The sequence below is a fragment of the Pseudomonas sp. TH32 genome (genome assembly GCF_016650855.1).
In the GTDB taxonomy this organism is placed as follows: domain Bacteria; phylum Pseudomonadota; class Gammaproteobacteria; order Pseudomonadales; family Pseudomonadaceae; genus Aquipseudomonas.
The window spans coordinates 1,786,470-1,813,261 of the sequence record NZ_JAEKFA010000002.1; the positions used below are offsets into that span (position 1 = coordinate 1,786,470).

Genomic DNA, 26,792 nt, shown 5'->3' on the forward strand with positions numbered 1-26,792 from the left:
GGCTGGCCAGTCACGCATCGGCGGGTTACCTTCTGGTTTTCCCCTGCACGTACTTTCCAATGAGCCTTGAGCACCCGCGCACCCGCAGAATCATCGAGTTGATGGGGCGGTTGGCGCCCGTTGAGGGCTACAACCTGACGCCGCTGGATGACGTGCGCTTCCTGCGCTCCAACCGGTCGCTGACGCGGATTCCGGTGCTTTACGACCCGGGTATCGTGATCGTGTGCCAGGGCCGCAAACGCGGTTACCTGGGAGAAGACATCTATGTCTACGACGCCCAGCACTACCTGGTGGTGTCGGTGCCGGTGCCGTTCACCATGGAAACCGAGGCCAGCGAAGCAGAGCCGATGCTGGCGGTTTACCTGCGCCTGGATTTCAACTTGGCTGCCGAACTGATGCTGGAACTGGATGAGTTGGCCCCGTCGCCCGAAGCCAGGCCCAAAGGCATGTATTCCTCGCCGATGGACGACAAGCTCAGTGAGTCATTGTTGCGCTTTCTGGAAGTGATGAGTGTGCCGGTGGAAGCGCGCGTGCTGGGGCCGACTCTGATGCGGGAAATCTACTACCGCATCATCACGGGCGAGCAGGGCGGTTCGATGCGTGCGGCGCTGAATCGCCAGGGCCAGTTTGGCAAGGTGGCCCGGGCGATTCGCAAGATTCATGCGTGTTACGAACAACGCCTGGACGTGGAGCAGCTGGCTAAAGAAGCCATGATGAGCGTGCCGAGTTTTCATGCGCACTTTCGTACGGTGACCGACACCTCGCCCATGCAGTACTTGAAGTCGACACGCTTGCATCAGGCGCGACTGCTGATGCTGAGGAGTGATATCACCGCCGCCACGGCCTGCATCAAGGTCGGTTACGAGAGCGCCTCGCAGTTCAGCCGTGAGTTCAAGCGGTTTTTGGTCGCACGCCCCTTGAAGAGATTGACTGGATGAAACGCACCTACGCGTTGCCGGCGCCCACGAGCGCGTCCATCTACGTTTCTTCACATTAAGAACACTGTCCTGCCAGTGGGACGAACAATCGCATTTTGCCCGACTAATACATGATTGGTTTCATCTGTAGGCTTATTTCCATTCCGTCGCCCCTGGCGATGCTTACTTGGAGATAACCCATGAAACTGTTGCATATCGATTCCAGCATCCTCGGCGACAACTCGGTTTCCCGTCAGTTGAGCGCCGGCGTCGTCAAGACCTGGCAGGCGGCCGAGCCAGGCGTTGAAGTGACCTACCGTGACCTGGCCGGTGAAGGCATCAACCATTTCTCCGGCGTGACCCTGGGTGCACTGGGCACCGCTGCCGAGCTGCGTGATGCCGTGCAGAAACACGAAGCCGAGTTGAGCGCCAACACCCTCGCTGAATTCCTCGCGGCCGACGCGATTGTATTGGCGGCGCCGATGTACAACTTCACCATCCCGACCCAGCTCAAAGCCTGGATCGACCGTATCGCCGTCGCCGGCCAGACTTTCCGCTACACCGAAAACGGCCCTGAAGGCCTGGCCGGTGGCAAGAAAGTCATCATCGTGTCGACGTCCGGCGGCCTGCATGTTGGCCAGCCGACCGGCGTGGCTCACGAAGACTACTTGAAAGTGCTGCTGGGCTTCCTTGGCATCACCGACATCGAAATCGTCCGCGCCCACGGTTTGGGCTACGGCGAAGAAGTTCGCAGCAAGGCGATCAGCGACGCCAACGTAGTCATCAACGAACAATTGTTCGCGGCTGCGTAAGACTTATGTAAATTTTGCAGTTCCTCGATATCAATCTGAGTCGAGGCGCCTAAACTCTGTATTCTGCTCGCCTGAAAAGCGAACGGAGTACGGAGTTTTTTCGTTTACCCGCTGTCACTACTTTGGCCCAGGTTATGCACGCATGGGTAGAACCCTGCCAGTCCGAGCGCCTGAACCATGGATATTTCAATAGCTACGCGGGCTTACGCAGCAAAGGTGGACATCCCCATGATGCGTCTTTGTGCAGTCTTGGTCATTTCTCTGCTCGGCGGCCTGATTTCAGTGCAAGCCGCGCCGGCGCCGCACCCTCATTGGAGTGTGGGCTTCCATCGCATGACCTTTCTCGACCCGCTGGACCTGCAGCCGATGAAAGCCGTCGCGTTCTATCCGTCCACGGGCCTGGAACACACCACCCAGGTGGGCGCTTATCACATCGCCGCCACTGAAGATTCGAAAATCGCCATCGGCCGCTTTCCGATGTTGATGCTGTCCCACGGCAATACCGGCACACCGCTGGCCCTGCACGACCTGGCAACCTCCCTGGCACGCAAAGGGTTTGTGGTGGTGGCGGTGCTGCACCCGGGCGACAACTACAAGGACCACAGCCGCCTGGGCACCTTGAGCAACTTGTATGGGCGCCCGATCCAGATTTCCGAAGCCATCACCGCCACCCTGGGCGACCCGATGCTGTCGCCGTTCGTCAACGTCGATCAGGTGGGGGTCATCGGCTATTCGGCCGGCGGCGAGACCGCGCTGATTCTGGCCGGTGCCAAGCCGGACCTGGACCGCCTGCGCCGTTACTGCCAGCAACGTCCTGAAGACCGTGATGCCTGCACCACCAAGGGTGAGTTGATCGTCGACCGTGACGACCTGCAGCCTCAGGCCGACCCGCGCATCCATGCCTTGATGTTGATGGCGCCGCTGAGCCTGATGTTTGGCCGTCACACCCTGGCAGACGTGCATGTGCCGGTGCTGCTCTACAGCGGCGACGGTGACAAGCTGGTGGCGGTGGACAAGAACGCCGAGGCCCTGGCGCGCAAACTGCCGCAACCGCCGGATTTCAAGCTGTTGGCCGGGGCAGGGCACTTTGTGTTCATGGCGCCTTGCGATGAAAGCCAACTGGCCGCAATGCCGGCCATGTGCACCGATGCCGACGGGGTTGACCGTGAAAGTATCCATCGCGACCTGATTTCCGAGGCCGGGCGGTTCTTCAATCACACCCTGGGCCAATCCACCCGGGCGGGCTTGCAGACGGCTGATCAGTAAGCGCGGCGCTTGAGCATCAAGGTCAGGCCCAGGCCGGTGACCGAGAGCAGGGCGGCGCAGAAGAAGATCCACGAATAGCCCAGATTCAACGCCACTGCGCCCATCACCGGCCCGGCAATCGCCAGCGCCAGGTCAAAAAACACCGCATATGCACTCAACCCGGCGCCACGGCTGCTGTTGGGCACCTGCTTGATCGCCTCCACGCCCAGCGCCGGGTACACCAGCGACAACCCAAAGCCAGTGAGCCCGGCGCCGATCAATGCCACACCGGTGGACGGTGCCAGCCACAGCAGCGTGAGGCCGAGGGTTTCGATGGTCATGCAGGCAATCGCCGCCGTGAACCCGCCGAAGCGGTTGATGGCGGAGATAAACACCAGGCGCGAGAGGATAAAACACACCCCGAATACCGTCAGGCACCACGCCGCGCCGACCCAGCCACGGCTCAGGTAATACAGGGTGATAAACGTGGTGAGGGTGCCGTAGCCAATCGACGCCAGGCAGAGGCTGGCCCCAAACGGCGCAATGCGTCCGAACACGGCCCAGAATGGCAGGCGTTCACCGCGCACCACGGGCACCGAGGGTTTATTGCGGATCAGCAACAGGCCCAGGGCGGAAAGCACCGTGAGGGCGATTCCGAGGCTGGTGTAGCCGTAATCGGCAACCATCACCACGCCCAGCGGCGCGCCAATCGCAATCGCGCCGTAGGAGGCGATACCGTTCCACGAGATCGAGCGCGCAGTGTGCTCGGCCCCGACCGCGCCCATGCACCAACTGATGGTGCCCACCCCGATCAAGCCCTGGGCCACGCCCAGCAACAGGCGGCCCACGATCAATATGCCGAGGCTCAGCAGCGGCAGGCTTTGCACCAGCGTCGCGATAAACGTCAGCACGCCGCTCAGCAAGATACCGCTCAGGCCCAGCACAATGGCGCGCTTGGTGCCCACGTTGTCGGACATGCGTCCGGCCATCGGGCGGCTGAGTAACGTTGCCAGGTATTGCGAGCCGATGGTGATCCCGGCGATCACCGCGCTGAAGCCCAGTTCGCCGTGGACGTAGCCGGGGATCACCGCAATCGGCAGGCCGATGCAGATGAACGCGATAAAGGTGTAGAAGACGATGGAGACGATCTGCAGGGTGATCGACAAGGAACTTGGGGCGGCGGGCTGTGGGGCAGACATGGGGACTCGTTCGCGGGCGGGCGGTAGGCGCATCATGGCAAGGGCTTGGGGTAAAAGGAAGCAGGCTAACTATATTGGGTGTATTTGAGGGCGGGGGCATATCCGTTGCTGCGGTAACGGCGGCTATGGGTTCCGCCCTTACGGCGGGTCACTTTTGGAAAAGAGCCCCAAAAGTAACCAAAAGGGCTCTTGCCCCACCACTCGGCACCTCGCTTAGGCTCGGTGTGCCCGCACTCCGGCATTGCTCCGCGGGCCGCCGCGACGGGGCGTCCCTGCCCCGTCGCGGCTAAACCGGCGTCCTGCCGGTTTACCCGCTCCTCAATACCTGCGTGCGGCCATCGTGGTTAACGGGGCGCCTAAGATCAAAAGCAAGAGCACAGCGGCCTACCGGCCGGCTTGAGTGTGGTGAAGCAAAAGCACAATCAAAAGCCAAAGCGGGCACGGTCAACTGTAGGAGCTGGCTTGCCCGCGATGGCATCACCTCGGTGTGTCTGGAAGACCGAGTTGCCTGCATCGCAGGCAAGCCAGCTCCCACAAAAAAGCAGAGCTGCTTCAGCTTCAGATTTGGCTTTCGCGGCGGCCTTTATCTTGGCTTCTACCACTGGGGTCGGCTTTCAGGCAGAGGAAAGGCCAAAGCGAACTCGGTCAAAAATGTGGGAGCGGGCTTGCTCGCGAATGCAGTCTTTCAGTTGATGCATTCGGTGACTGACACACCGCATTCGCGAGCAAGCCCGCTCCCACATTTGGACCGTGCCCGCTTCTGATTTTGCTGTTGCTGTTGCTGTTGCTGTTGCCGTTGCCGTTGTCGTTGCACTTGCTGTTGCTTCACCACACTCAAGCCGGCCGGTAGGCCGCTGTGCTATTGCTTTTGATCTGGCTTTTGATCTTAGGCGCCCCGTTAACCACGATGGCCGCAAGCAGGCACGGTGGAGCGGGTAAATCGGCAAGGATGCCGATTTAGCCGCGATGGGCCAGGGATGGCCCATCGCGGCGGCCCGCGGAAGCGTGCCGGAGTGCGGGCATGCCGAGCCTAGGCGAGGCACCGAGTGGTGGGGCAAGAGCCCTTTTGGTTACTTTTGGGGCTCTTTTCCAAAAGTGACCCGCTGTAAGAGCGGAACCCTAAGTCGCCGTTACCTAAATAACGGATATGTACACACCCCAACCCAACCCAACCCCAAAAAAAAAGCCCCATCACACCGGACGGGGCTTTCACATTCCAACTCAATCGCAGTGCTTAGAAAACCACACCCTGACTACGCAGGTAATCGTCATAAGTACCGCTGAAGTCGATCACCCCACTTGGGCTCAGCTCAATAATCCGGGTCGCCAGGGACGATACGAACTCACGGTCATGGCTGACGAAGATCAGCGTGCCCGGGTAGTTCTCCAGCGCCAGGTTCAGCGCCTCGATGGATTCCATGTCCAAGTGGTTGGTCGGTTCGTCCATGATCAGCACGTTCGGCTTTTGCAGGATCAGCTTGCCGAACAACATGCGGCCTTGCTCACCACCGGAAATCACCTTCACCGACTTCAGGATCTCGTCGTTGGAGAACAGCATGCGGCCCAGGGTGCCGCGAATCACTTGTTCGCCTTGAGTCCATTGGCCCATCCAGTCGAACAGGCTCATGTCGTCTTCGAAGTCGTGGGCGTGGTCCTGGGCGTAGTAGCCCAGCTCGGCCGCGTCGGTCCATTTCACCGTACCGGCGTCCGGGGTCAGTTCGTTGACCAGGGTGCGCAGCAGGGTGGTCTTGCCGATACCGTTCGGGCCGATGATCGCCACGCGCTCGCCGGCTTCAACCTGGAAGCTGAAGTCTTTGAACAGAGGCTTGCCGTCGAAACCCTTGGCCATTTTTTCGACCATGACCGCCTGACGGTGCAGCTTCTTGGTCTGTTCAAAGCGGATGAACGGGCTGACACGGCTGGAAGGCTTGACCTCGGCCAACTGGATCTTGTCGATCGCCTTGGCGCGGGAGGTGGCTTGCTTGGCTTTCGAGGCGTTGGCCGAGAAGCGGCTGACGAACGATTGCAGCTCGGAAATCTGGGCTTTCTTCTTGGCGTTGTCCGACAGCAATTGCTCGCGGGACTGGGTCGCCACGGTCATGTATTCGTCGTAGTTGCCCGGGAACAGACGCAGCTCGCCGTAGTCCAGGTCGGCCATGTGGGTGCAGACGCTGTTCAGGAAGTGACGGTCGTGAGAGATGATGATCATCAGGCTGTTACGCTGGGTCAGGATGTTTTCCAGCCAGCGAATGGTGTTGATGTCCAGGTGGTTGGTCGGTTCGTCGAGCAACAGTACTTCCGGATCGGAAAACAGTGCCTGGGCCAGCAACACACGCAGTTTCCAGCCTGGGGAGACTTCGCTCATCGGACCGAAATGCTGTTCCAGGGGATGCCCAGGCCCAGCAGCAGCTCGCCGGCGCGGGATTCGGCGGTGTAGCCGTCCATTTCGGCGAATTCTGTTTCCAGCTCGGCGACGGCCATGCCGTCCTCTTCGCTCATTTCCGGCAGCGAATAGATGCGGTCGCGCTCGGCCTTGACCTTCCACAGCTCTTCGTGACCCATGATCACGGTGTCGAGTACGGTGAATTCTTCGTAGGCGAACTGGTCCTGGCGCAGTTTACCCAGGCGCACGTTCGGCTCCAGCATGACCTGGCCGCCCGACGGGTCGAGGTCGCCACCGAGGATTTTCATGAAGGTCGACTTGCCGCAACCGTTGGCACCGATCAGGCCATAACGGTTGCCTGCGCCGAACTTGACCGAAACGTTCTCAAATAGCGGCTTGGCGCCGAACTGCATGGTGATGTTAGCTGTGGAGATCAATTACTTTACCTATCAATAGCTTGGAGTGCGCTAATTTGGCCGGGCCCATTTTGTGGCCCAGGCTAACGGGCATACGTCAGCAGCGACATCAAGGCTTGAGGCCCAGTCGCTGAGCAGAAAAATGGGGTGCATGTTGGAATTTGGCGCGCATTGTCGCATATGTCAGGCGGGAGTTGTATGGCGGTTCAAGGATGGATTCACCCGAGTCTCCGGCATCGCCACCCATAACAGCACCAATGCGACGGCGGCCACACCCGCCAGGGTCAGGAAAGCCGCGTTGTATCCGGCCCATTGCACGACAAAACCCGCCAGGCTGCTGCTCAGCGCCGCCCCCAGGCCGAATGCCGTGGACAGCGCGCCCAGGCTCACATTGAAGCGCCCGGTGCCCAGGGTGAGGTCTTTGACGATGACCGGAAACAGCGCGCCAAACACCCCGGCGCCGACGCCGTCGAGCATCTGCACCGCGACCAGCCAGTAGGGATCATTCGACAGCGTATACAGCACGCCCCGCAGCGGCAGGATCATGAAGCCGGCAAGCAACAGCGGCTTGCGTCCCCACACGTCGGCCTTCACGCCCACCAGCCAGGCCACCGGCACCATCACCAACTGAGCCGCGACAATGCAGGCCGAGGTCAGCGGCGTGGCCATTTGCAGGTTGATCTGCGACAGCTTCTGGCTGACCAGCGGCAACATCGCCGCATTGGCCAGGTGAAACAAAGCGCAGCAGATGGCGAATAGCAGTAAGGGTTTGTTCGCCAGAAGCACGGCCATCCCCGACGGCTGTTCGTGTTCCGCGCTGTGTGCAGGGTCGAAGCCCCGCGCGACCTCGTGGTCGATCGCCTCGGCTGACACGCAACTGACGGCGATCACGCTGGCCACCGCCATGACCGCCATCAGATAAAACACGGCCACCGGGCCAAACAGGTAGGCGAACCCGCCGGCGAGGAGGGCCGCTACCGCGTTACCGGCGTGGTTAAAGGTTTCATTGCGACCCGTGCGGCAGGTGAAGGCGCGCGGCCCGGTGATGCCCAGGGATATCGCCGAGATGGCCGGTGCGAACACCGAGGCCGCGGCTGCGCTGGCCGCCTGGGTCAGCGCCACCAGGCTGAAGGAACTGACGAAGGGCAGCAGCAGGCAACTGGCAGTCACCAACAGCGCTGCAATGACGATCACCGCCCGTTTGCTGCGGGTTCGGTCAATCAATGCGCCTGCCGGGGTCTGGGTCAGCAGTGCCGCGATGCCGGCGAGGGTCATCACCACGCCGATACTGGCGGGGTCCCAGTGATGCACGGCCAGCAGATAAATCGCCAGGTACGGCCCCAGCCCGTCACGGACATCCGCCAGGAAGAAGTTCAGGCTGTCCAGGGACAGGGTGTTGCGCAGGTCGGAGCGAGTGGCCACGGCAGGGTCTTCATGGACGGGGTCGGTAGCGATAGTGACCTCGGGCATGAACGGATAGTTTCCGGCCCCGGCGTCGTGCCTGCGCGGCTGCACAAGCACAAACATTTACAAAGTGGAGCCAATTGCATCGAAAAATAGCGCGGAAAGGCGTTTTTTCAGGGAAATTTATGGTTAACAGTTGAACATCCCATAAGCCTGGCTTATTTTCCGTCCGTTCGCCCTACAGTGAAGGCTCTTTACCGGTTCAGGGATGGCGAGGCTTTTGTTGTAGGGCGAACCTCTTTTTGTCGCAATGACTCGAACGTTTTGGAGACGCAATGGACATGGTGTCGGCCCAAGAGGCCATTTCCAGCAACAAGGACGCCTGGAACGAATCCGCCAGGCTGCATAAAAACACCGCCCACTGGAAAGCCTTGCTAGAGGACGTGGCCAAGCCCAGCTTCTCGCGGCTGGACCCGACCTTGACCGCATTGCTGCTCAAGGTCGGCGTGGAGGGCAAGGACGTGGTGCAACTGGGCTGCAACAACGGGCGGGAAAGCCTGTCGTTGTTCGGGCTGGGTGCACGCACGGTGGTGGGGATCGATCAGTCGGAAGCCTTTCTGCAACAAGCCCGCGAGTTGGCCGAGGCTTCGCCGTACGAGGCTGAATTCATCGAGGCCGACATTCACCATTTGCCCCGTGGCTTGACCGCGCGCTTCGATGTTGCCTTGATCACCATCGGCGTACTGAACTGGATGCCGGACATTACGCTGTTCATGGCCCATGTCGCCAGCATCCTGAAGCCGGGCGGCAGCCTGGTGATTTACGAAACTCACCCGTTCCTGGAAGTGTTCGACCCGACGGCGCCCAACCCGATGCTGCCGGTGAGTTCGTACTTTCAGCGCGAGCCTTTCGTGCAACAGGAGGCCATCGTCTACGAGGGCGATACCGAAGCTGTTGCGGCGGCCTCCTACTGGTTTGTGCACACATTGGGGTCGATCGTCAGCGGCGCCATCGCCGCCGGGTTGCAGATCAGCCATCTGCAAGAGTTCGCGCATTCCAATCGCGAGGAACTCTACGACCAGTATGAACACCAGCCCGCGCAACTGCCGTTGTGCTACACCCTGACCGCCATCAAACGCCCGGCCTGACTGGCTGCCGGGCAGGCAAAAAAAGCCCGCGAGGAGGGCGGGCCAAGGTGTTCACTGGAGTAGGTAGCCTTCACCCTATAGGTCGATAAGTGAAGGCCATGTGAAAACCATGTCGCAAGAACGGATGGCCGGCGTGGTCGGCCTCTGCGCGCCGCAGCGCCGGGGTAACGCCCCCGCAAGCACACTCAATGGACACCTTTTCACAATTCTTGATTAACCTTTGGTTACAAAGTGTGGCTAAAATAGCTGCCAATGGCCATGACCGGATTGTCACCCAGCCCGTCGTGCCGCCTGTTTGTGAATTGTGATTTCAGGTGCTGCATCTTCAATCCTCGGCCGTCGTGGGCACGCAGGAGCAGCCTGTTCTCTTCTGACTTGTGACGAATACCTTGAAACTCATCATTGTTGCTCTCTACGTTCTCTCCATTGCGTATGTTCACCTGCGTGGCCGGGTGCGACACAAGCTGGGCCGCCAGCTCAGCGATCACTCGACCTTCCTGGCTCCGGTGAACTGCTTTCTCTACCTCTTCTCCAAACTGCCCAGCCGACCGTACCTGTCCCCCAGCGACTTTCCTGACCTGAGCCCGCTCCAGGAGCATTGGGAAGAGATCCGCCAGGAGGGCCAGAACCTGCTGCGCGCAGGCGAGATCAAACGCTCCGAGCAATACAACGACGTGGGTTTCAACTCGTTCTTCAAGTCGGGCTGGAAGCGTTTCTATTTGAAATGGTACGGCGACAGCCATCCTTCGGCGATGAAGCTGTGCCCGCGCACCACGGAGCTGGTGCAAAGCATTGGTTCGATCAAGGCCGCGATGTTTGCCGAGCTGCCACCGGGCTCCAAACTGGTACGCCATCGTGACCCGTACGCCGGTTCCTACCGCTACCACCTGGGCCTCGACACCCCGAACGACCCGGGCTGCTACATCAACGTGGATGGTGAAAACTACTACTGGCGCGATGGTGAGCCGGTGATGTTTGACGAGACGTTTATCCACTACGCCGAAAACACCACGGATCAGAACCGGATCATTCTGTTCTGCGATATCGAGCGCCCGATGAAGTACCGCTGGGCGGCAGCCTTCAACCGCTGGTTCAGCCGTAACGTGATGGCGGCAGCCGGGTCGCCCAACGATGCCGGTGACAAGACCGGTGGCCTGAACCGCGCGTTTACCCGCCTGTACAAGATTCGCCTGCGGGGCAAGGAGCTGAAGAAGCGCAACCGCACCCGTTACTACCTGGAAAAGTGGGCGATCTTCGCCGGTTTGGCGTTGATCTTCATCCTGATCTGAATCGGGCCGCGGAGCGCATCAGCCTGGCGGGTGCGCTCCCAACTTGTCCCACATTTTCTTACTGATCTTCTGCCGGTTGGCATAACCCGCCCACGGGTCCTTCTTCAAACCCTGCAAGCGTTCATGCAGATTCGCCACCGTCCACTGCTGGGCGCCGTGCAACCCCTTCAACTCATCGCGACTCACCGGTACCGACACCGGCAGGCCCGGCCGTGCGCGCACCGAGTAGGCCGCGACCGTGCTGGCGCCCCGGGCGTTGCGCAGGTAGTCGATAAAGATCTTGCCGACGCGGTTTTTCGGGCCTGAGGTGGCGGTGAAACGCTCCGGCAGTTGCTCCGTCATGAACTGGGCGATCGCCTTGGCGAAGGCTTTTACCGTGTCCCAGTCATCCCGGCGTGCCAGCGGCACCACCAGGTGCAGGCCTTTGCCACCACTGGTCTTGACGAACGCATCCAGCCCCAACTCATCCAGCACCGACAAGGTCAGTTGCGCGGCCTCCACCATGCTTTTCCACGGCAGCGCCGGGTCCGGGTCAAGGTCGAGCACAAACAGGTCGGGGGTTTCGATCTTGTCAGCAGTGGCGCCCCAGGTATGTAACTCCACGGTGCCCATTTGCACCGCACCGACCAGTGCGGCGGGGCTGTCGATTTCCATCAGCCGTGCATGGCCCGGGTCCAGGGCCTGATCCAATTGCTTGATATTCGGAATTGCCAGGCGCTCGGAATGCTTCTGGAAAAACTGCTCGCCCGCGATACCTTCCGGCGCCCTCAGCAAGGACACGGGGCGGTGGCGTAAAAAGGGCAGGATCCACGTGCTGATGCCCTCGTAGAACTGCGCCAACTGAAGTTTTTGGGTGCCGCTTTGAACGTCGATGACTCGGTCGGGATGGGTAATCCTGACGCCTGCGACCGAGCTGGTTTCAGCGGTCTTTTTGCGGGGTTTTTCCTTCAGCGACTTGGCCGCCCGCGGCTGCTCGTGAACGATCTGCTCCGCCGGCTTGTCGCTGCGCAGCCCGACAAATGCTGCCTGGCGCACCACGCCTTCGCGGGTCCATTCGGCAAATTGCACTTCGCCCACCAACTGCGGTTCCACCCAATGCACGCCGCGCGCCTGGGCACTGGTCAGCGGTTTGGCCAGCGGTGAAGCCTCGCGCTCCAGCGCCTTCAGCTGTGCGCTGATCTTTTTCAGCGTGGCTTGATCAAAGCCCGTTCCCACGCGCCCGGCATACACCAGGCCGGTGTCGTCATTGACGGCCAGCAACAGCGCGCCAAACCCGCTGCGTGAGCCCTGCGGGCGAGTGAAGCCGATGATCACGAACTCTTGGCGCAGCCGGCACTTGAGCTTGATCCAGTCCGGGCTGCGCTTGGAGAGGTAAGGGCTGCCGGCCCGTTTTCCGATCACGCCCTCCAGGGCCAGGTCACAGGCGCTTTCGAAGATGTCCCGGTGGTGGGCGGCAAAGGATTCGGAGAAACGCAGCAGCTTGCTTCTGCTGCGGCTCAGCACGTCCTTCAACGCGGCACGCCGGGTTTCAACGCCAGCTTCCCGCTGGTCACGGCCTTCCAGAAACGGCGCATCAAACAGGTAATAGACGATGTCCAGGCTGCGGCCGATATCAAAGGCGTTCTGCAGCGCCTGGAAGTCCGGCAAACCCTCGGCGTTCAGGCTGACGACCTCGCCGTCGAGCCAGCTGTCCTTGAGTTTCAGGGCCTGCAGGGCCTTGGCCTGGCGCGGCAGGCGATCGGTCCAGTCATGGCCATTGCGGGTGAACAGCCGCACCTCCCCCTTGAATGCGCGCGAGGATCCGGTAGCCGTCGAACTTGATCTCGTACACCCAGTCGCCGTCCGGCGCACGGTCCACCAGTGTCGCCAACTGTGGCGCGAACTGGTCGGGCAGGGCGGTTGACGTTTTGCGGGTGGTTTTTTCTTTGGCGCTGCCGGCTTTTTCGCACGCCCCACGGTCGCATCGCTCAGCACGCTTTTCGGTTCGGCCCGGACCACGTCGTAGTCAGCCACCGGGCGCGCCTGCTGGTCGTTTTCCTTGATCAGCAGCCATTGTTCCTTGTCGCCGCTGCCCTTGAGGCGGGTACGCACCAGCGTCCAGTCGCCCGCGAGCTTTTCGCCGATCAGGGTGAATTTAAGCTTGCCTGCCGCGTAGGCTTGGCGCGGATCGTCGTGAGGCTGCCACACGCCGCGATCCCACACGATCACATCGCCGGCCCCGTATTGGCCGGCCGGAATGCTGCCCTCGAAACTGCCGTAGCCCAACGGGTGGTCTTCCACGTGCACCGCGAGGCGCTTCTGGCTCGGGTCAAGGCTCGGGCCCTTGGGCACCGCCCAGCTTTTGAGCACGCCATCGAGTTCCAGGCGGAAGTCATAATGCAGGTTGCGCGCGTCGTGCTTCTGAATCACAAACGACAGGGCCTGCGCCCGGTTCCGGCCGCGTGGCGCGCTGCCGGCAGGTTCGGCGGTTACATCAAAGTCGCGCTTGGCGTTGTATTCACTCAGGGGCTTGGCCATGGCGGTCTACCTCACGAAGCCTTGCGGGTTTTTTTCGCGGCCGGTTTCTTCGCCGGACTCTTGCCGGCCAGGCTGCGTTTGAGCAGTTCCGTCAAATCAATCACGTCGGCAGATTTGCGCTCATCCACGCCCTCGCTGGACTCCACGTCTTCGATCTTGCCGGCCTTGGCCTTCTTCGCCACCAACGCCATGATCTTGTCCTGAAGCTGTCGCGGTATTCGTCAGGCTGCCAGTCGGCACTCATGTCTTCCACCAAGCGCTTGGCCATGTCCAGCTCGCCCTTGGCCAGGGTTGGCTTGGTCACATCGCTGCCCAGTTCCAGCTCGTCCAGGCCGCGCACTTCGGCGGGCCAGCGCAGCATCACCAGTACCAGGGCCGACTCCAGTGGCATCAACGCTGCCAGGTGCTGCTTGGTGTGCAGCACCACGTTGGCCAGGGCGACCTTGCGGGTTTTCTTCAGGGTTTCGCGCAACAGCGCGTAGACCTTGCCGCCGCGCTTGTCGGGTGCCAGGAAGTAGGGCGTGTCGATGTTCTGCAGCGGGATTTGATCGCTGGCTACAAACGCGATGATTTCGATGGTCTGGGTCGACTTGGGGTGGGCCGAGCGGATTTCGTCTTCGCTGAGGATCACGTAGCGGCCTTTCTCGTAGGCCACGCCCTTGACGATGTTGTCCTTGGTGACCTCTTTGCCGGTGGCCTTGTTGACGCGCTTGTAACCCACCGGGTCCATGCTGCGCTTGTCCAGCCAGTCGAAGTCGACGCCCTGGGAGGACGTTGCCGAGACCAGCGACACCGGGATGTGCACCAAGCCGAAACTGATTGCGCCTTTCCAGATAGCCCGTGGCATGTCGGTATTCCTGAAAGTGTGGGGGTCTTCAGGTGACACGGTGGATTCGGCAAAAGTTTCCCCGGCCAGCCGGCTGGCAGCGGTGTTTCAGACAGATCGTGTTACACCTGATGAGAAACTATTTAGTTACCAAAGCCGAACCCAAGGCGTAGCGTGTTATCGAAAGCACGTACTCCTCGCGCCCAGAGAGGCTTTGTCATGAACACCCGTTTGTTTAACCTTGCCGTGTTGGCGTTGGGCCTGGCCTTGAGCTCGCTGGCACAGGCGCAAAACCTGCCCGGCAGGAGCAATAACCCCTACAACGGCCCTATCCATCAGGCCAACCCCAACAGCATGCAGGGCACCCAGCCCAACGCGCCGGCTGCGCGGGGCACCTTTATCCCGCCGGCCCAACGGCCGCCCACCCTGCAAAACGGCGGCATCGGCAACAGTGTCCAGCGCCGCGACGGCGCGCAGACCCCACCGGCCATCCAGCCCAAAGCCCCCACGCGCGACGCCAATGGCAATCGCGGCGATTGAGTGTGTAAAGACGACAAGGAAACCCACCGTATGTTTCTACGCAAAACCCTTCTAGCGACCTTCTGCGCCGCTGCCTTGCTGCCCCTGGCGCTGCCCGTTTCGGCGGCCGATACCCAACAGTTCCCCAGCGAGCAGGGGAGTATCACGGTCACCCCGGTTGCCAAGGGCCTGGATCACCCGTGGGCGGTGGCGTTCCTGCCGGACAAACAAGGCTTCCTGGTCACCGAACGCCCCGGCAACCTGCGCTTCGTCAGCCCGGACGGCAAACTGTCCGCGCCGTTGAGTGGCGTGCCGAAGGTGTTTGCCAAGGGGCAGGGCGGCCTGCTCGACGTGGTGCTGTCGCCCGACTTCAAGGAGGACCGCCTGGTCTACCTGTCTTACGCCGAAGGCGGCGGCAAGAACGGCACGGCCGGCACGGCAGTCGGGCGCGGGCGCTTGAGCGACGACCTCACTGGCCTGCAAGACTTCAAGGTAATCCTGCGCCAGGAGCCCAAGCTGTCCACGGGCAATCACTTCGGTTCGCGGCTGGTGTTTGACCGCGACGGCTACCTGTTCGTGACCTTGGGGGAGAACAACGATCGCCCCACCGCCCAGGACCTCGACAAGCTGCAAGGCAAGGTGGTGCGGATCTTCCCTGACGGCCGTGTGCCGGAAGACAACCCCTTTGTGGGGCAGGAAGGCGTGCGACCGGAAATCTGGTCCTATGGCCAGCGCAACCCCCAGGGCGCGGCACTGAACCCGTGGAGCGGCACGCTGTGGGAAAACGAACACGGTCCGCGTGGCGGGGATGAAATCAACATCATCGAGCGCGGGAAAAACTACGGCTGGCCACTGGCAACCCATGGCATCAACTATTCCCTGACGCCGATTCCCGAAGCCAAGGGCAAGACGGCCGAAGGCACCGTTCCGCCGCACCACGTATGGGAAAAGTCCCCGGGTGTGAGTGGCATGGCGTTCTACGATGCCGACCGGTTCAAGGCCTGGCAGCACAACGTGTTTATTGGCGCACTGGTCAGCCAGGAGCTGATTCGTTTGCAGTTCGATGGAGACAAGGTCATCCACGAAGAGCGCCTGCTGGGCGGCTTGAAAGCGCGCATCCGCGACGTGCGCCAGGGGCCGGACGGCTACCTGTATGTACTGACGGATGAAGACAAGGGTGTGTTGTATCGGGTGGGGTTGAATCAGGATTGAGTCATCAGCCGCAAGCTTGAAGCTTCAAGCTTGCGGCTTACCGTTTAGAGCCCCAGCTGCGACAACCCCGGGTGCTCATCCGGACGCCGGCCCAGCGGCCAGTGGAACTTGCGCTCGCTTTCCTTGATCGGCAGGTCGTTGATGCAGGCAAACCGGTTCGCCATCAAGCCATTCTCATCAAACTCCCAGTTCTCGTTGCCGTAGGAGCGGAACCAGTTGCCGGAGTCGTCGCGCCATTCATAGGCATAGCGCACCGCAATGCGGTTGCCGGTAAACGCCCACAGTTCCTTGATCAACCGGTAATCCAGTTCCTTGGCCCATTTACGGGTCAGGAAGCCCTTGGCTTCTTCGCGGTTGTGGGCGAACTCGGCGCGGTTGCGCCATTGGGTATCCAGGGTATACGCCAGGGACACCCGTTGCGGGTCACGGGAGTTCCAGCCGTCTTCGGCCAGGCGAACCTTTTCAATCGCCGATTCGCGGGTGAACGGCGGCAACGGCGGGCGTATTTCAGGGGTGGAGGACATGGGACGGCTCCTGGGCAGGTTCAAATGAACGTTGGGTCAAAGTGCCAATAAGGTTCGCGCCATGGATTGCGCATTATCGGCAGCGGTTGTGTCGCCCATCACCAGGGCAACGGTAATGGCGCCATCAATCAGGATCAGCAGGTGCGCGGCCTGGCGTTCCGGGTCGGGGGTGCCATGTGCTTGACACAGTTCGAGGGCGTACTCGAACAGTTTCTGTTTGTGGGCCTTGGCCAGCAGGCGCACCGGGTCTTGCGGGTCGCCGGTTTCGCCGCTGGTGTTGATGAAGGCGCAACCGCGAAAGTCGTCGGAACCGAACCAGGTCTTCAGCGCACTGAACACGCCCAGCAGGCGCTCTCCCGTGGTGGCGTGGCGTTCCACTTCGCTGCGCAGCCAGTGCATCCAGCGCTCGTCACGGCGCTGCAAGGCGGCGATCACCAGTTCGTCCTTATTGGCAAAATAGCGGTAGACGCTCTTTCTGGAGACGCCGGCGGTTTTCACCAGAAGATCCATGCCGGTGGCAGCGATGCCGTTTCGGTAGATCAACTTTTCGGTAACGTCGAGAATAATGTCGCGAGTAATATCGTTCATGTGAACTACAGTAGAACGATCGTTCTCCTTGGTCAATTAATTATTTTTAACCCTGGGCGGGAAGACCTGAGCCAGCCCATGGTGTAAGCTCTCGAGTCCTTCGGATTCGACCCATTGCGAGCCCTATGCCGTCGTTATTCAAACGCTCCCTGTTGCCCAAGCTGCGCGGTTTTCCCCTCACACCCGAGGCGATCGACGTGCTGTCCGGCGCGGCCGAATACCGCCGCTGCCTGCTGGAGAAAATTTCCCAGGCCACCCAGCGTATCTACATCGTGGCGCTGTACCTGCAGCAGGATGAAGCCGGGCAAGAGATCTACGACGCATTGCACGCTGCCAAGGCCCGGCGGCCCGGACTGGACATCGTGGTGGTGGTTGACTCGCTGCGTGCCCAGCGCGGCCTGATCGGGGCCGGCAAGCAACCGGGCAACAGTGCCTGGTACCAGGCCATGACCCAGTCCCACAGCACCGAAGTGCCGGTGTACGGCGTGCCGGTGCAAACCCGCGAACTGTTCGGCGTGCTGCACCTCAAGGGCTTTGTGATCGACGACAGCGTGCTGTACAGCGGCGCCAGCCTGAACAACGTGTACCTTCACAAGTTCGACAAATACCGTTATGACCGCTACCACCTGATCCACAACAAGGCCCTGGCCGACTCGATGCAGCACCTGGTGGAACACGGCCTGGTCGCCGCCAAGGCGGTGCATCGCCTGGACCTGCCCAACCCGCCGACCACCCGCAGCCTGCGCAACGACATCGGCGACCTGCGCAGCCGCCTCAAACACGCGGTGTACGACACCACGGCGGGGCAGTTGCCCAACGGCAACCTGTCGGTCAGCCCCTTGCTGGGCGTGTGCAAGAACAACCCCCTGAGCCGGGTGATCTGCGAGCTGATCGCGAGCGCCCAGCACCAGCTGACCATCTGCACGCCGTACTTCAACCTGCCGCTGCCGGTGACGCGGGAAATCAACCGCGCCCTGGCGCGCGGGGTGAAGATCGACATCATTGTCGGCGACAAGACCGCCAACGACTTCTACATCCCGCCGAGCGAGCCGTTCAAGGTTATCGCCGCGTTGCCGTATCTCTATGAAATCAGCCTGCGACGCTTTGCCAAGCGCCACCAGCGCATGATCGACAGCGGCCAGTTGAACCTGCACCTGTGGCGCGACGGCGACAACACCTACCACCTCAAGGGCATGTGGGTCGACCAGCGCTATACGTTGCTGACCGGCAACAACATCAACCCGCGCGCGTTTCGCCTCGACCTGGAAAACGCCTTGCTGATTGACGATCCCAAGGGTGAATGGGTGGTGCCTCGGCGTACTGAACTGGCGCAGATTTTCCAGCACACCTCGCGTATCGAACGCTACCAGCAACTGGAAACCCTGGTGGAGTACCCGGCGGCCGTCGGCAAGTTTCTGCGTCGGGTCAGCCGGGTGCGAATCGAGCGGTTGCTCTACCGCATTCTGTAAGCCTCAGGCCGGTTGCCGTGCAGCCGGCCAGCACGCGATCAACAGCAGCAGCGCGGCCGCCACCAGATAGGGCAGGCGCGGCTCGACCGCGTAGATCAAGGTCCCGGCCAGCGGCCCGACCACCACGCCCAGGCCTTGGGCTGCACCCACCGAGCCGGCCGTGGCGCCCTGTTCCGAGGCATCCACGGCATTCGCCGCCAATGCCGCAAAGGACGGGAAGATCCAACCCATGCCGGCGGCAGACACAAAGAAGCACAACCACAGGATCCAGGCCGTGTCGGCGAACAGGCTGCCGGCAAAGCCCAGGGCCGACACCACGGCGCCCACGCGAATCATCCGCAGCGGCGGCCACTCCAGTTTGCGCACCAGCAGTTGCGAGCAGATCAGCGCCAGCCCGACCATGGTCAGGGCAATGCCGGCGGTCTGTGCGGCATCGGCCGGGTTCATCTTCAGGCGGTCCAGCGCGAAAAAGCCCACGGTTATCTGTGCAATCGACACACACAGCATCGCGACAAACGCCACCACCAGCGGGCGACGCAGCCGTGGGTCCGACAGGTTGACCGGCTTGGGCGGCTGCTTGAGGTGTAACTCCTGGCGTGGCAGTTTGGCCAGCAGCACCAGAAAGCCCAGCATGGGCAGCACCGCCATCACGTAAAACGGCAGGCTCAGGCTGTGACGCGCCAACAGCGCGGCAATCGCCGGGCCCAGCACCAGGCCGCAGGCGTTGGCCGCGCCCAGAGAGGCCATGGCCTTGGCCCGGTGCTCGGGCTCGATGTTGTCGGCCACCAGCGCATACCCGCCCACCGGAATCGCGGCGTAGAACACGCCGATCAGGCCGCGCCCCAGAATCAGCCCGATAAACGCCAGCATGGCCGACGGCAGCAGCTGCAGTGACGCATCGATAAATACGCAGAGCGCCCAGTACGCCAGGGTAAAACCGCCGGTGCCGAGCAACAGCACGCGGCGTCGGCCGAGGCGGTCACTGGCCTGGCCCCACGGGCGGGCCAGGAGCATCCAGATCACCCCGGACACGGTGACCGCCGCGCCCGCCTGCCAGGTGGCCAGGCCGAGAATCCGTGCGATCGGACCAATCAGCGAAACAAACGCCATCATCGCCATGGTGCAGGCCATGTTGGCCAACAGCAGCGGGCGCAGGTTGAACGGGCGGTCAGTGTGCAACGTCGCAAGTGCAGCGTCTTGGGAGCTGTTCATGGGTTATCCAAGGGCAGGGGAAAAGGGCAGTCGTGCGTCGACCATCACCAGCGGGCGGCCATGCACCTGTTCAAGGCGGCCACTCACACCATAGACGTCTTTGAGCAACGCCTGGTTGATCACCGCTTGCGGTGGCCCGGCAGCGGCCAGTTGGCCATTGTGCAACACCACCACCTGGTCACTGAAGCCCAGGGCGAGGTTGATGTCGTGCACCACCACCAGGGTGATCAGGTTGAGTTCGCGCGTCGCCTGGGTGATGGCTTCCACCACTTGGCACTGGTGATACAGGTCGAGGGCGCTGGTGGGTTCGTCCAACAGCAGCACTTTAGGCTGACGCACCAGGGCCTGGGCCAGCCCCACGAGTTGGCGCTGGCCACCGGAAAGCGCATCGATCGGGCGGTCGGCAAGGGCGGTCAGGTCGAGGTCGGCGAGGATTTTTTCAACGCCCTTGAGCACCGCCGGGCTCGGTCGCCCTGGCGCAAAACCGGCGCCACGGTGCCCGGCCATGGCCGCACTCAACACCGCTTCGAAGGCGCACAAGCGCGTGCGTTCCGGCAGGCTCTGGGGCAGGTACACCACCTGTTGCGCGCGCTCGACTTGCGGCAGGCGGTTGAGGTCGGTGCCGTCCAGCCAGATCTGGCCACGGGCCTTGTGCAGCCCGGCGATACCCCGCAACAAGGTCGACTTGCCGGCGGCGTTGGGGCCGATCAGCGCGGTGATGCTGCCAGGCAGCAGGGCCGGCAGGTGGATGTCGTGGAGCACACTGCGGCTGCCGTAGTGCATGCTCAACTCACGTGTGCTTAGTCCGGTCACAGAACACCTCGGCGGTTACGCATCACAATCGCCATGAAAAACGGAATCCCCACCAGCGCGGTGACAATCCCCACGGGGATCAGCACGCCGGGCATCAGCGCCTTGCTGGCGATCGACGCCATCGACAGGATCAAGCCGCCACTGAGCACGCTGGCAGGCAAAAACAAGCGATGATCTTCCCCCACCAGCAGCCGCGCGATATGCGGGGCAATCAGCCCGATAAAACCGATGGTGCCGACAAACGACACCGCCAGTGCCGACAGCAGGCTGATGCGCAGCAGCGACAGCACCCGCAGGCGGCCCACATCAATCCCGAAGCTGCGGGCGCGCTCTTCTCCCAGGGTCAGGGCGGTCAACGCCCAGCTCTGACGCAGGGAAAACGGCAGGCACAGCAGCAACGCGGCGGCGAGAATCGCGAGCTTTTCCCAGGATGCCCGGGCCAGGCTGCCCAGGGTCCAGAACACCAGTTGCTGAAGGCTGTCCTGGCTCGCCACAAACTGCAGCAGCGCCACCAGCGCGTTGAACGCAAACACCAGGGCAATCCCGAACAGCACCAGGCTTTCTACGCCAAACCCACGCCAGCGTGCCAACAGGTACAACAGCGCCACCGAGGCCAGGGCGAACAGAAAAGCGTTGGCCGAAATCAGGTACTGCGCCGGCACGCCAGGAATGCCCAGCCCCAGCACAATGGCCAGGGCCGCCCCAAAGGCTGCCGCCGCCGAAACACCGAGGGTGAACGGGCTGGCCAGCGGGTTATCCAGCACCGTCTGCATTTCCGCCCCCGCCAGCGCCAGGGCCGCGCCCACCAGCACCGCCATCAGCGCGTAGGGCAGGCGTACGTTCCATACGATCACCGCTTCCACCCGAGGCATGGAGGCCGGGTCCCACAGCACCTGCAGCAGGCGCGTCAGGCTCATGCCGGAAGGGCCGGTGGTGATGTCCACCGCCAGGGAAACCACCAGCGCCAACGCCAGTGCCGACAGCAGCAACACCCGCCGTCCATGGCGATGGCGATAGCGCTCACCTGCGTTATTGGCACTTTCACAGGCCTGCACCTGCGTCACGGCACGAGGCTCGTGGTGAACACGCCGCTGGCCGGGATCGGCATAAAGCGCCGGTACAGTTCGGCCCGGGTCTTTTCCGGATCAAGGTCGGCGAACAGGTCCGGGTGCAGCCACTTGGCCAGGGCCTGCACCGCGATCAGGTGCTCCGGCGAGTCGTAGAAGATATGCCACAGGCCATGCACATTGCCTTCGCGCACCGCCCGCAGTTCATTCAGCGGCGCGCGATGGGCCACTTGCCTGAGGCTGTCGTTGGCCTGCTGCGGCGTGGCCGAATAACCGAGGGTCACGCCGCCCTGGCCGTGGCCGAACACGCCGGTGGCGACGTACACATCCGGGTCACTGGACAGGATGTACTCGGCGTTCAGCGTGCCGATCGGGCCGGGAATGCGCCCGTCGGCAATGTTCTGGCCGCCGGCGAGCTTGATCATTTCCCCGAAGTTGCCGGTGCCCGGTGAACCGCAGCAATCCTGCAGGCCGGCCAGCATGTCGATAAAGATCTTCGGCCGTTTTACCGTCCCGGCCTTGGCCAGGGTGTCGGTGACCTTCGCCAGCGCGGCCTGGTAAAACGCGATGTAGTCCTCGGCCTGCTGATTACGGTCCAGGGCCTGGCCCAGCAGGCGCATGCTCGGCACGGTGTTGCTCAACGGATGGTCGCTGAAGTCGACGAAGATCACCGCCACGCCGGCCGCTTCCAACTGCTTGACCGCTTCACTGTCGGGGCTCGGGCCATGGCCGCCGCTCAAGGCCATGATCGCCAGGTCCGGGTGCACCGCCAGGGCTTTTTCCACGCTGAAGGTCTCGGCAGAAGTACCGCCTACCAGGGGTACCTTGTCGGCTTCGGGAAAGTGCTTCTGGAAGGCGGCGTAACCCTGCACATCCAGCCCGCGAAAATCCCCTTGCCAGCCGGCGATGCGGGTAAACGGGTTCTTGCCTTCCAGCAATGACAACGAGTAGATCATCCGGCCTTCGCCCAGCAGGATATGCGAGACCTTGTCCGGCACGTCGACCTTGCGACCTGCCAGGTCTGTGACGGTGTGGGCGCAGGCCAGGCCGCTCATCAACAGGCCGAGGCCCAGCAGCAGGCTGCGTTGCAACAACGGGAGGTGTTTCATCAAAGGTTTCCTTGAACGGTGGGGTGCAGGCGGCGGACGCGTTTGCGCCACCACAACAACAGCCCGGTGAGATAGAGCAGCGGCAATGCCAGGCCGCAGAGAAACGCCAGGGCCGCACCGGGCAACCCCAGCAGCAGGTGCCCGTGGGCCGCAGAGAACAACGGCTTGAGCGCGAGGGGGTTGGCGACAAACCAGTCGGGCCGGGCCAGCCAGGCGCCGCTGCCGGCAATCACCGCCAATGGCAGGCACAGCCAGGCTGCCGCGACGTTGTGCCATTCCCGCAGCCGGCGTTGGCCCTGGCTGCCGGGGCGCAGGCTGGCGGCTTTCCACCAACTGCGCCGCCCCGGCCACCACAGGTACAGGCCGCTGCCCACCGAACCCAGGAGCACCAGGCCACAGGCAAACAGAGCGATGGCGCCAAGCGGCGGCGGCAACAGGAGTGCCCGGTGCAACGCCACCAGTTTTGCCAGCCACAGGTCATCGAAGACAAAGAACGCGCGAGGCTCGGCGCTGTAGGGATCGATCATGGCGATGCCGATGCCGGGCCGATCCTTGAGCGCACCGAACACAATCGCGTTGTCCGATTCGAGGAAGCCCTGGCGCGGCTTTGCGGCGCCAAAGACTTTCTGGAACTGCGGGTACGCGCTCATCGCCGCGCTGATCCACTGCCCGTCGTCCAGCCCCGGGCCGTGCTCACCCGGGGCCAGGTCCAGGGCCTGGCTGCCGACTTCCCAGCGCAGGATCGGCCCCTTGAGTTCCAGCAGCGCGCCACTCAAGCCGATCAGCGCCAGCAACAGGCCGACGCTCAGCGCCAGCCAGCGATGCACACGAAGCCACCACCAACGCATGGCGGTTACCAGCGATAACGCAGGCTGGCGATGACACTGCGGTCATACCCGGCACTGCAACTGGAGAGGGAGCAGCCTTCGTAATAGTGCTTGTCGGTCAGGTTGGTGGCGTTCACTGCCAGGCGCAGGCCCTTGGCCGCCGGGATCAACGTGTCGAAATCGTAGTGCACCGCCGCGTCGAGCAAGGTGTAGGAGGGCACGCTCAAGGTGTTGGCGGCGTCGGCTTCGGTGGAGCCGATATAGCGCACGCCGACGCCAAATCCGAGCCCGGTCAGCGGGCCGAACGGCAGGGTGTAGTCAGCCCATAACGACGCCATTTTTTCCGGGGTGTCGGTGGGGCGGTTGCCTTTTTCCAGCGGGTTGTTGCTCTTGCTGACTTCGGCGTCGTTGTAGGTCAGGGTCGCCAGCAGGTCGAGGCCCTTGGCGAGGCTGGCCTTGCCCTCCAGTTCCACCCCGCGCACGTTGACTTCACCGGTCTGCACGCTATTGAGCGGGTTGGTGGGGTCGGTGGTCTTGACGTTCTGCTGGGTCAGGTCGAACAGCGACAGGGTGATGTAGCTGTCGATACCGGGCGGCTGGTACTTGATGCCGACTTCCGACTGTTTGGCGGTGCTCGGTTTGAACGTGGTGCCGTAGAAGTCGGTGCCCAGCACGGGGTCGAACGAGGTGGCGTAGCTGATGTACGGCGACAGGCCGTTATCGGCCAGGTAAACCAGGCCCGCACGGTAGGTGAACTTGTTGTCGTCCTGCTTCTGCCCGGTGTCGGTCAGGCGGTTGTCGGTGCGTGCGCTGGAGTGATCCTGGCGACCGCCGACGGTCAGTACCCAGCGGTCGTTGAACGTCATCTGTTGCTGGGCGTAGAGCCCGGTCTGGTCGGCGCGTTGCAAGGTGCTGGCGAATGGCGTGTTCGGTGCGAACACGCCGCCATGCACCGGGTTGTAGACGTCGATCGAAGACGCCCGGCCGGCGTTGAGGTAATAGTCCTCACGGGTACGCCGGTAATCGACCCCCAGCAGCGACAGCATCTGCACCTCGCCGAGGTTCCAGCGGGCCTGGGCATTGTTGTCCAGGGAGTACACGTCGCCGACGATGCGGAAACGGTAGGCGGCGCGGTTCAAGGTGCGCAGGTCCGGTGCCAGGGACATGCCGCTGGCGGTATTGGTCAGCAGGTTGACGTGGCCATAACGTGCGCTGGAGTTCAGGCTCCACACATCGTTGATGCGATGTTCCAGCAAATAACCCAGGGAGTATTGGGTGCGGCCATTGTCCAGGCCAGGCTCGTCGAGGAAGACGTTGTGTTTGACCTTGCCATTCGGGTTGGGTTTGAGGGTGCCCACGGTGGGTAAAAACACCCGTGGCGCGCCGAATTCATCCTCGGTGTAGTCGGCCAGCACGGTCAGGCTGGTGTCGTCATTCGGTCGCCAGGTAAAGGACGGTGCGATGAAGGTCTTGTCGTCCTTGATGTGATCGAACTGGGTGCCACTGCTGCGTTCCAGGCCCACCAGGCGATAGAGGAACTGGCCCTGGTCATCCAGCGGCCCGCTGAAATCGAACTGGCCCTGGGCACGGTCGAAGCTGCCGCCCTGGATCTGCACTTCATGGAACGGCTGGTCCAGGGGCCGCTTGCTGATCTGGTTGACCACGCCGCCCGGCGCGTTCTGGCCGAACAACACCGAGGCCGGGCCCTTGAGCACGTCGATGCGTTCCAGGCCATACGCTTCGGCTTTCGGCCACGCCTGGGTGGTGGTGCCGCGCAAACCGTCACGCAGCATGCCGGTGCTGGTCACGTCAAAGCCGCGAATCGAGAGGTTGTCGAAGCGCTGGCTGGCGGCGGTGGTGTTGGCTTGCACGCCGGCGGTGTAGCGCAACGCTTCGCTGACCGATTGCACCTGCTGCGCGTCCATCTGGTCACGGGTGACCACTGAAATCGACTGAGGGATTTCATTCAGGGCCGTGTCGGTCTTGGTCCCGCTGAGGCTGCGCTTGGCCACGTAACCGGTCTGTTGCCCGGTAGGGCTGTCGGCCTGGGTGCCGGTGACCACGCTGCTGTCGAGCACCACGGCGTGATCGGTGTCGGCCTCGGCGGCCAGCACGTGGCTCATCTGGGTCAGCGACAGGCCCAGGGCCACGCCATGGATCAGGGTTGCCAAGGGCTTGCGATTGGACTTCAAGAGCGGGACTGCGATATCGACTGGCAAACCTGGGGTGTCTCGGTACAGAACGCGGGTGCCCATGCTTCACTCCATGATGAGGTGTTTAATGCGAATGCAAACTTATCTCATCTAGGCGGTATGACGCAGGGCTATTGCTTTGGGTCGAGCGACCATTTCTTTCGTTTGCGAGGCGGGGCAGGAACTTTTACAAAATCCTCAGCGCAACGCCTTGGGCGAAACCCCGAAGCGCTTGCGAAACGCCGTGGAGAAATGCGCCGGGCTGTAACCTACGCGGTAGGCTGCGCTGGAGACATTGGTCTCGCCACTGGCCAGCAGCCGATAGGCTTCGGCCAGGCGCTGTTCCTGCAAGTACACGTAGACACTGGTGCCGAATACCTGACGAAAGCCCGCAGTCAATTTGCGCGGGTTAAGGCCGACTGCGCGAGACAACTCGGCCAGTGACGGCGAAGCCTGCAGCGAACCGAGCAACAGGTCGCGCGCCGCATGAATGCGTTCGATATCGGCCGAATTGCAATGGGATTCCTGCACCGGGCGCGACTCGGTTTGGGCGAGGATGCCTTCCACCCCGAGTGCCGTCAGTTCCAGCGCCTTGCCACCCAGATAGAAGGAGCGGGCAGGGCCCTGCAACGGGCAGGTGAAAATCTGTTGGGCGAGGGCCAGCAATGGTTTGCTGGCGGGCTGGCAAAACATCATCGGCCCACCCCCGCGTTTATCCAGCAGGCGTTCCGGCTCGAGGCCGACGCTGCGAATCGACGGGAAATCCAGCTGCACGGTGGTGTAGCGCACCGGCACGCCACTGGCGAACAGGTGGTCGCCACAATGTTCACCCTGGTTGGCCACGGCGCACAGGGTAGGCCCGCGAATCTCGACTTCCTGCTGGCCTTCGACCCGGCAATTGAGCTGGCCGCTGAGCACCAGGATGATCTTCAAACCCTGCCACAGGGGTTCCTGCATCCACATCTGGCTGTCCATCAACACCGTCCCGGCGGACAGAGTGATTTCCGGCACGACGGTAGCGGCACCGGTGTTCAAGGTGTTGGGAAAATTGAGGGTGAAATCCCTTTGGGTCGGTAGCGGCGCAGCGTGAGGGCTGAGCATGGC

18 protein-coding genes and 4 pseudogenes are annotated in these 26,792 nt (G+C 62.3%); 8 read left to right on the forward strand and 14 right to left on the reverse strand.

Going from position 1 to position 26,792, the window contains the following annotated elements; translation table 11 throughout:
• Positions 1–59: 59 nt before the first annotated feature.
• The 3 genes and pseudogenes from JFV30_RS11835 (at position 60) to JFV30_RS11845 (ending at position 2,995) form a co-directional block, all read left to right on the forward strand.
• Positions 60–997, forward strand: a pseudogene (locus JFV30_RS11835) (AraC family transcriptional regulator N-terminal domain-containing protein).
• A 120-nt stretch (positions 998–1,117) separates the two neighbouring features.
• Positions 1,118–1,729 carry an FMN-dependent NADH-azoreductase gene (locus JFV30_RS11840; RefSeq protein ID WP_010169567.1) on the forward strand — a complete coding sequence of 204 codons (612 nt, stop codon included), beginning with the start codon at positions 1,118–1,120 and terminating at the stop codon, positions 1,727–1,729.
• Between the two features lie 228 nt (positions 1,730–1,957).
• Positions 1,958–2,995: an alpha/beta hydrolase family protein gene (locus JFV30_RS11845; RefSeq protein WP_010169565.1), complete on the forward strand. Its 1,038-nt coding sequence runs from the start codon at positions 1,958–1,960 to the stop codon at positions 2,993–2,995.
• Here JFV30_RS11845 and JFV30_RS11850 read toward each other — a convergent pair.
• The 3 genes and pseudogenes from JFV30_RS11850 to JFV30_RS11860 all read right to left on the reverse strand — a co-directional run bounded on the left by JFV30_RS11850 (position 2,989) and on the right by JFV30_RS11860 (position 8,394).
• A complete protein-coding gene (locus JFV30_RS11850) occupies positions 2,989–4,173 on the reverse strand; it encodes an MFS transporter (protein WP_201123856.1) in 1,185 nt (394 codons plus the stop codon). The two genes, JFV30_RS11845 and JFV30_RS11850, sit on opposite strands and share 7 nt — an antisense overlap.
• A 1,234-nt stretch (positions 4,174–5,407) precedes the next feature.
• A pseudogene (locus tag JFV30_RS11855) lies at positions 5,408–6,993 on the reverse strand (ABC-F family ATPase).
• Positions 6,994–7,155: 162 nt separating this feature from the next.
• On the reverse strand, positions 7,156–8,394 hold the full coding sequence (locus JFV30_RS11860; RefSeq protein WP_201126168.1) for an MFS transporter: 1,239 nt from the start codon (positions 8,392–8,394) through the stop codon (positions 7,156–7,158).
• A gap of 317 nt (positions 8,395–8,711) precedes the next feature.
• Here JFV30_RS11860 and JFV30_RS11865 point away from each other — a divergent pair, with 317 nt between their 5' ends.
• Positions 8,712–9,524 (forward strand): class I SAM-dependent methyltransferase, encoded by an 813-nt coding sequence (locus JFV30_RS11865; protein WP_201123858.1) that lies wholly within the window; start codon positions 8,712–8,714, stop codon positions 9,522–9,524.
• Between the two features lie 389 nt (positions 9,525–9,913).
• Positions 9,914–10,813 carry a lipid A hydroxylase LpxO gene (gene lpxO / locus JFV30_RS11870; protein WP_201123867.1) on the forward strand — a complete coding sequence of 300 codons (900 nt, stop codon included), beginning with the start codon at positions 9,914–9,916 and terminating at the stop codon, positions 10,811–10,813.
• Between the two features lie 18 nt (positions 10,814–10,831).
• On the opposite strand, the pseudogene ligD reads toward lpxO, so the two are convergent.
• Positions 10,832–13,330, reverse strand: a pseudogene (ligD, locus tag JFV30_RS11875) (DNA ligase D).
• Positions 13,331–13,341: 11 nt separating this feature from the next.
• Positions 13,342–14,177 (reverse strand): annotated as a pseudogene (ku, locus tag JFV30_RS11880) (non-homologous end joining protein Ku).
• Positions 14,178–14,375: 198 nt separating this feature from the next.
• Here ku and JFV30_RS11885 point away from each other — a divergent pair.
• The gene (locus JFV30_RS11885) at positions 14,376–14,696 is read left to right on the forward strand and encodes a hypothetical protein (RefSeq protein WP_201123869.1); all 321 of its coding nucleotides are present in this window, start codon (positions 14,376–14,378) and stop codon (positions 14,694–14,696) included.
• A 30-nt stretch (positions 14,697–14,726) separates the two neighbouring features.
• Positions 14,727–15,887: a PQQ-dependent sugar dehydrogenase gene (locus tag JFV30_RS11890; RefSeq protein WP_201123871.1), complete on the forward strand. Its 1,161-nt coding sequence runs from the start codon at positions 14,727–14,729 to the stop codon at positions 15,885–15,887.
• Positions 15,888–15,931: 44 nt separating this feature from the next.
• Here the strand turns inward: JFV30_RS11890 and JFV30_RS11895 are convergent, their stop codons facing one another.
• A complete protein-coding gene (locus JFV30_RS11895; protein ID WP_201123872.1) occupies positions 15,932–16,411 on the reverse strand; it encodes a nuclear transport factor 2 family protein in 480 nt (159 codons plus the stop codon).
• A 36-nt stretch (positions 16,412–16,447) separates the two neighbouring features.
• Entirely contained in the window at positions 16,448–16,999 is a 552-nt protein-coding gene (locus JFV30_RS11900; RefSeq protein WP_201123875.1) for a TetR/AcrR family transcriptional regulator, read from the reverse strand.
• Between the two features lie 125 nt (positions 17,000–17,124).
• Between JFV30_RS11900 and pssA the strand changes: the two genes are divergently transcribed.
• On the forward strand, positions 17,125–18,468 hold the full coding sequence (pssA, locus tag JFV30_RS11905) for a CDP-diacylglycerol--serine O-phosphatidyltransferase (RefSeq protein ID WP_010169536.1): 1,344 nt from the start codon (positions 17,125–17,127) through the stop codon (positions 18,466–18,468).
• Between the two features lie 3 nt (positions 18,469–18,471).
• Here pssA and JFV30_RS11910 read toward each other — a convergent pair whose 3' ends face one another.
• The 7 genes from JFV30_RS11910 to JFV30_RS11940 form a co-directional block, all read right to left on the reverse strand.
• On the reverse strand, positions 18,472–19,680 hold the full coding sequence (locus JFV30_RS11910) for an MFS transporter (RefSeq protein ID WP_201123878.1): 1,209 nt from the start codon (positions 19,678–19,680) through the stop codon (positions 18,472–18,474).
• Between the two features lie 3 nt (positions 19,681–19,683).
• Entirely contained in the window at positions 19,684–20,463 is a 780-nt protein-coding gene (locus JFV30_RS11915; protein ID WP_201123881.1) for an ABC transporter ATP-binding protein, read from the reverse strand.
• Positions 20,464–20,489: 26 nt separating this feature from the next.
• Entirely contained in the window at positions 20,490–21,557 is a 1,068-nt protein-coding gene (locus JFV30_RS11920; protein WP_446739852.1) for a FecCD family ABC transporter permease, read from the reverse strand.
• Complete coding sequence (locus JFV30_RS11925) at positions 21,554–22,669, reverse strand: ABC transporter substrate-binding protein (protein WP_201123883.1); 1,116 nt, start codon at positions 22,667–22,669, stop codon at positions 21,554–21,556. The genes JFV30_RS11920 and JFV30_RS11925 overlap by 4 nt, the downstream gene beginning before the upstream one ends.
• Positions 22,669–23,517 carry a PepSY-associated TM helix domain-containing protein gene (locus tag JFV30_RS11930; protein ID WP_201123886.1) on the reverse strand — a complete coding sequence of 283 codons (849 nt, stop codon included), beginning with the start codon at positions 23,515–23,517 and terminating at the stop codon, positions 22,669–22,671. Before JFV30_RS11930 ends, JFV30_RS11925 begins: the two co-directional genes overlap by 1 nt.
• 5 nt (positions 23,518–23,522) lie before the next feature.
• Positions 23,523–25,751: a TonB-dependent siderophore receptor gene (locus JFV30_RS11935; protein ID WP_010169527.1), complete on the reverse strand. Its 2,229-nt coding sequence runs from the start codon at positions 25,749–25,751 to the stop codon at positions 23,523–23,525.
• A gap of 135 nt (positions 25,752–25,886) precedes the next feature.
• Positions 25,887–26,789: an AraC family transcriptional regulator gene (locus tag JFV30_RS11940; RefSeq protein ID WP_010169525.1), complete on the reverse strand. Its 903-nt coding sequence runs from the start codon at positions 26,787–26,789 to the stop codon at positions 25,887–25,889.
• Between the last annotated feature and the right edge of the window lie 3 nt (positions 26,790–26,792).

Excerpts from the sequence above, each read along its gene's own strand:
- JFV30_RS11840 (WP_010169567.1), top strand. The coding sequence starts at position 1,118 with ATGAAACTGTTGCATATCGATTCCAGCATCCTCGGCGACAACTCGGTT.
- JFV30_RS11845 (WP_010169565.1), top strand. The coding sequence starts at position 1,958 with ATGATGCGTCTTTGTGCAGTCTTGGTCATTTCTCTGCTCGGCGGCCTG.
- JFV30_RS11850 (WP_201123856.1), bottom strand. The coding sequence starts at position 4,173 with ATGTCTGCCCCACAGCCCGCCGCCCCAAGTTCCTTGTCGATCACCCTG.
- JFV30_RS11865 (WP_201123858.1), top strand. The coding sequence starts at position 8,712 with ATGGACATGGTGTCGGCCCAAGAGGCCATTTCCAGCAACAAGGACGCC.
- JFV30_RS11885 (WP_201123869.1), top strand. The coding sequence starts at position 14,376 with ATGAACACCCGTTTGTTTAACCTTGCCGTGTTGGCGTTGGGCCTGGCC.
- JFV30_RS11890 (WP_201123871.1), top strand. The coding sequence starts at position 14,727 with ATGTTTCTACGCAAAACCCTTCTAGCGACCTTCTGCGCCGCTGCCTTG.
- JFV30_RS11895 (WP_201123872.1), bottom strand. The coding sequence starts at position 16,411 with ATGTCCTCCACCCCTGAAATACGCCCGCCGTTGCCGCCGTTCACCCGC.
- JFV30_RS11900 (WP_201123875.1), bottom strand. The coding sequence starts at position 16,999 with ATGAACGATATTACTCGCGACATTATTCTCGACGTTACCGAAAAGTTG.
- pssA (WP_010169536.1), top strand. The coding sequence starts at position 17,125 with ATGCCGTCGTTATTCAAACGCTCCCTGTTGCCCAAGCTGCGCGGTTTT.
- JFV30_RS11910 (WP_201123878.1), bottom strand. The coding sequence starts at position 19,680 with ATGAACAGCTCCCAAGACGCTGCACTTGCGACGTTGCACACTGACCGC.
- JFV30_RS11915 (WP_201123881.1), bottom strand. The coding sequence starts at position 20,463 with ATGCACTACGGCAGCCGCAGTGTGCTCCACGACATCCACCTGCCGGCC.
- JFV30_RS11925 (WP_201123883.1), bottom strand. The coding sequence starts at position 22,669 with ATGAAACACCTCCCGTTGTTGCAACGCAGCCTGCTGCTGGGCCTCGGC.
- JFV30_RS11930 (WP_201123886.1), bottom strand. The coding sequence starts at position 23,517 with ATGCGTTGGTGGTGGCTTCGTGTGCATCGCTGGCTGGCGCTGAGCGTC.
- JFV30_RS11935 (WP_010169527.1), bottom strand. The coding sequence starts at position 25,751 with ATGGGCACCCGCGTTCTGTACCGAGACACCCCAGGTTTGCCAGTCGAT.
- JFV30_RS11940 (WP_010169525.1), bottom strand. The coding sequence starts at position 26,789 with ATGCTCAGCCCTCACGCTGCGCCGCTACCGACCCAAAGGGATTTCACC.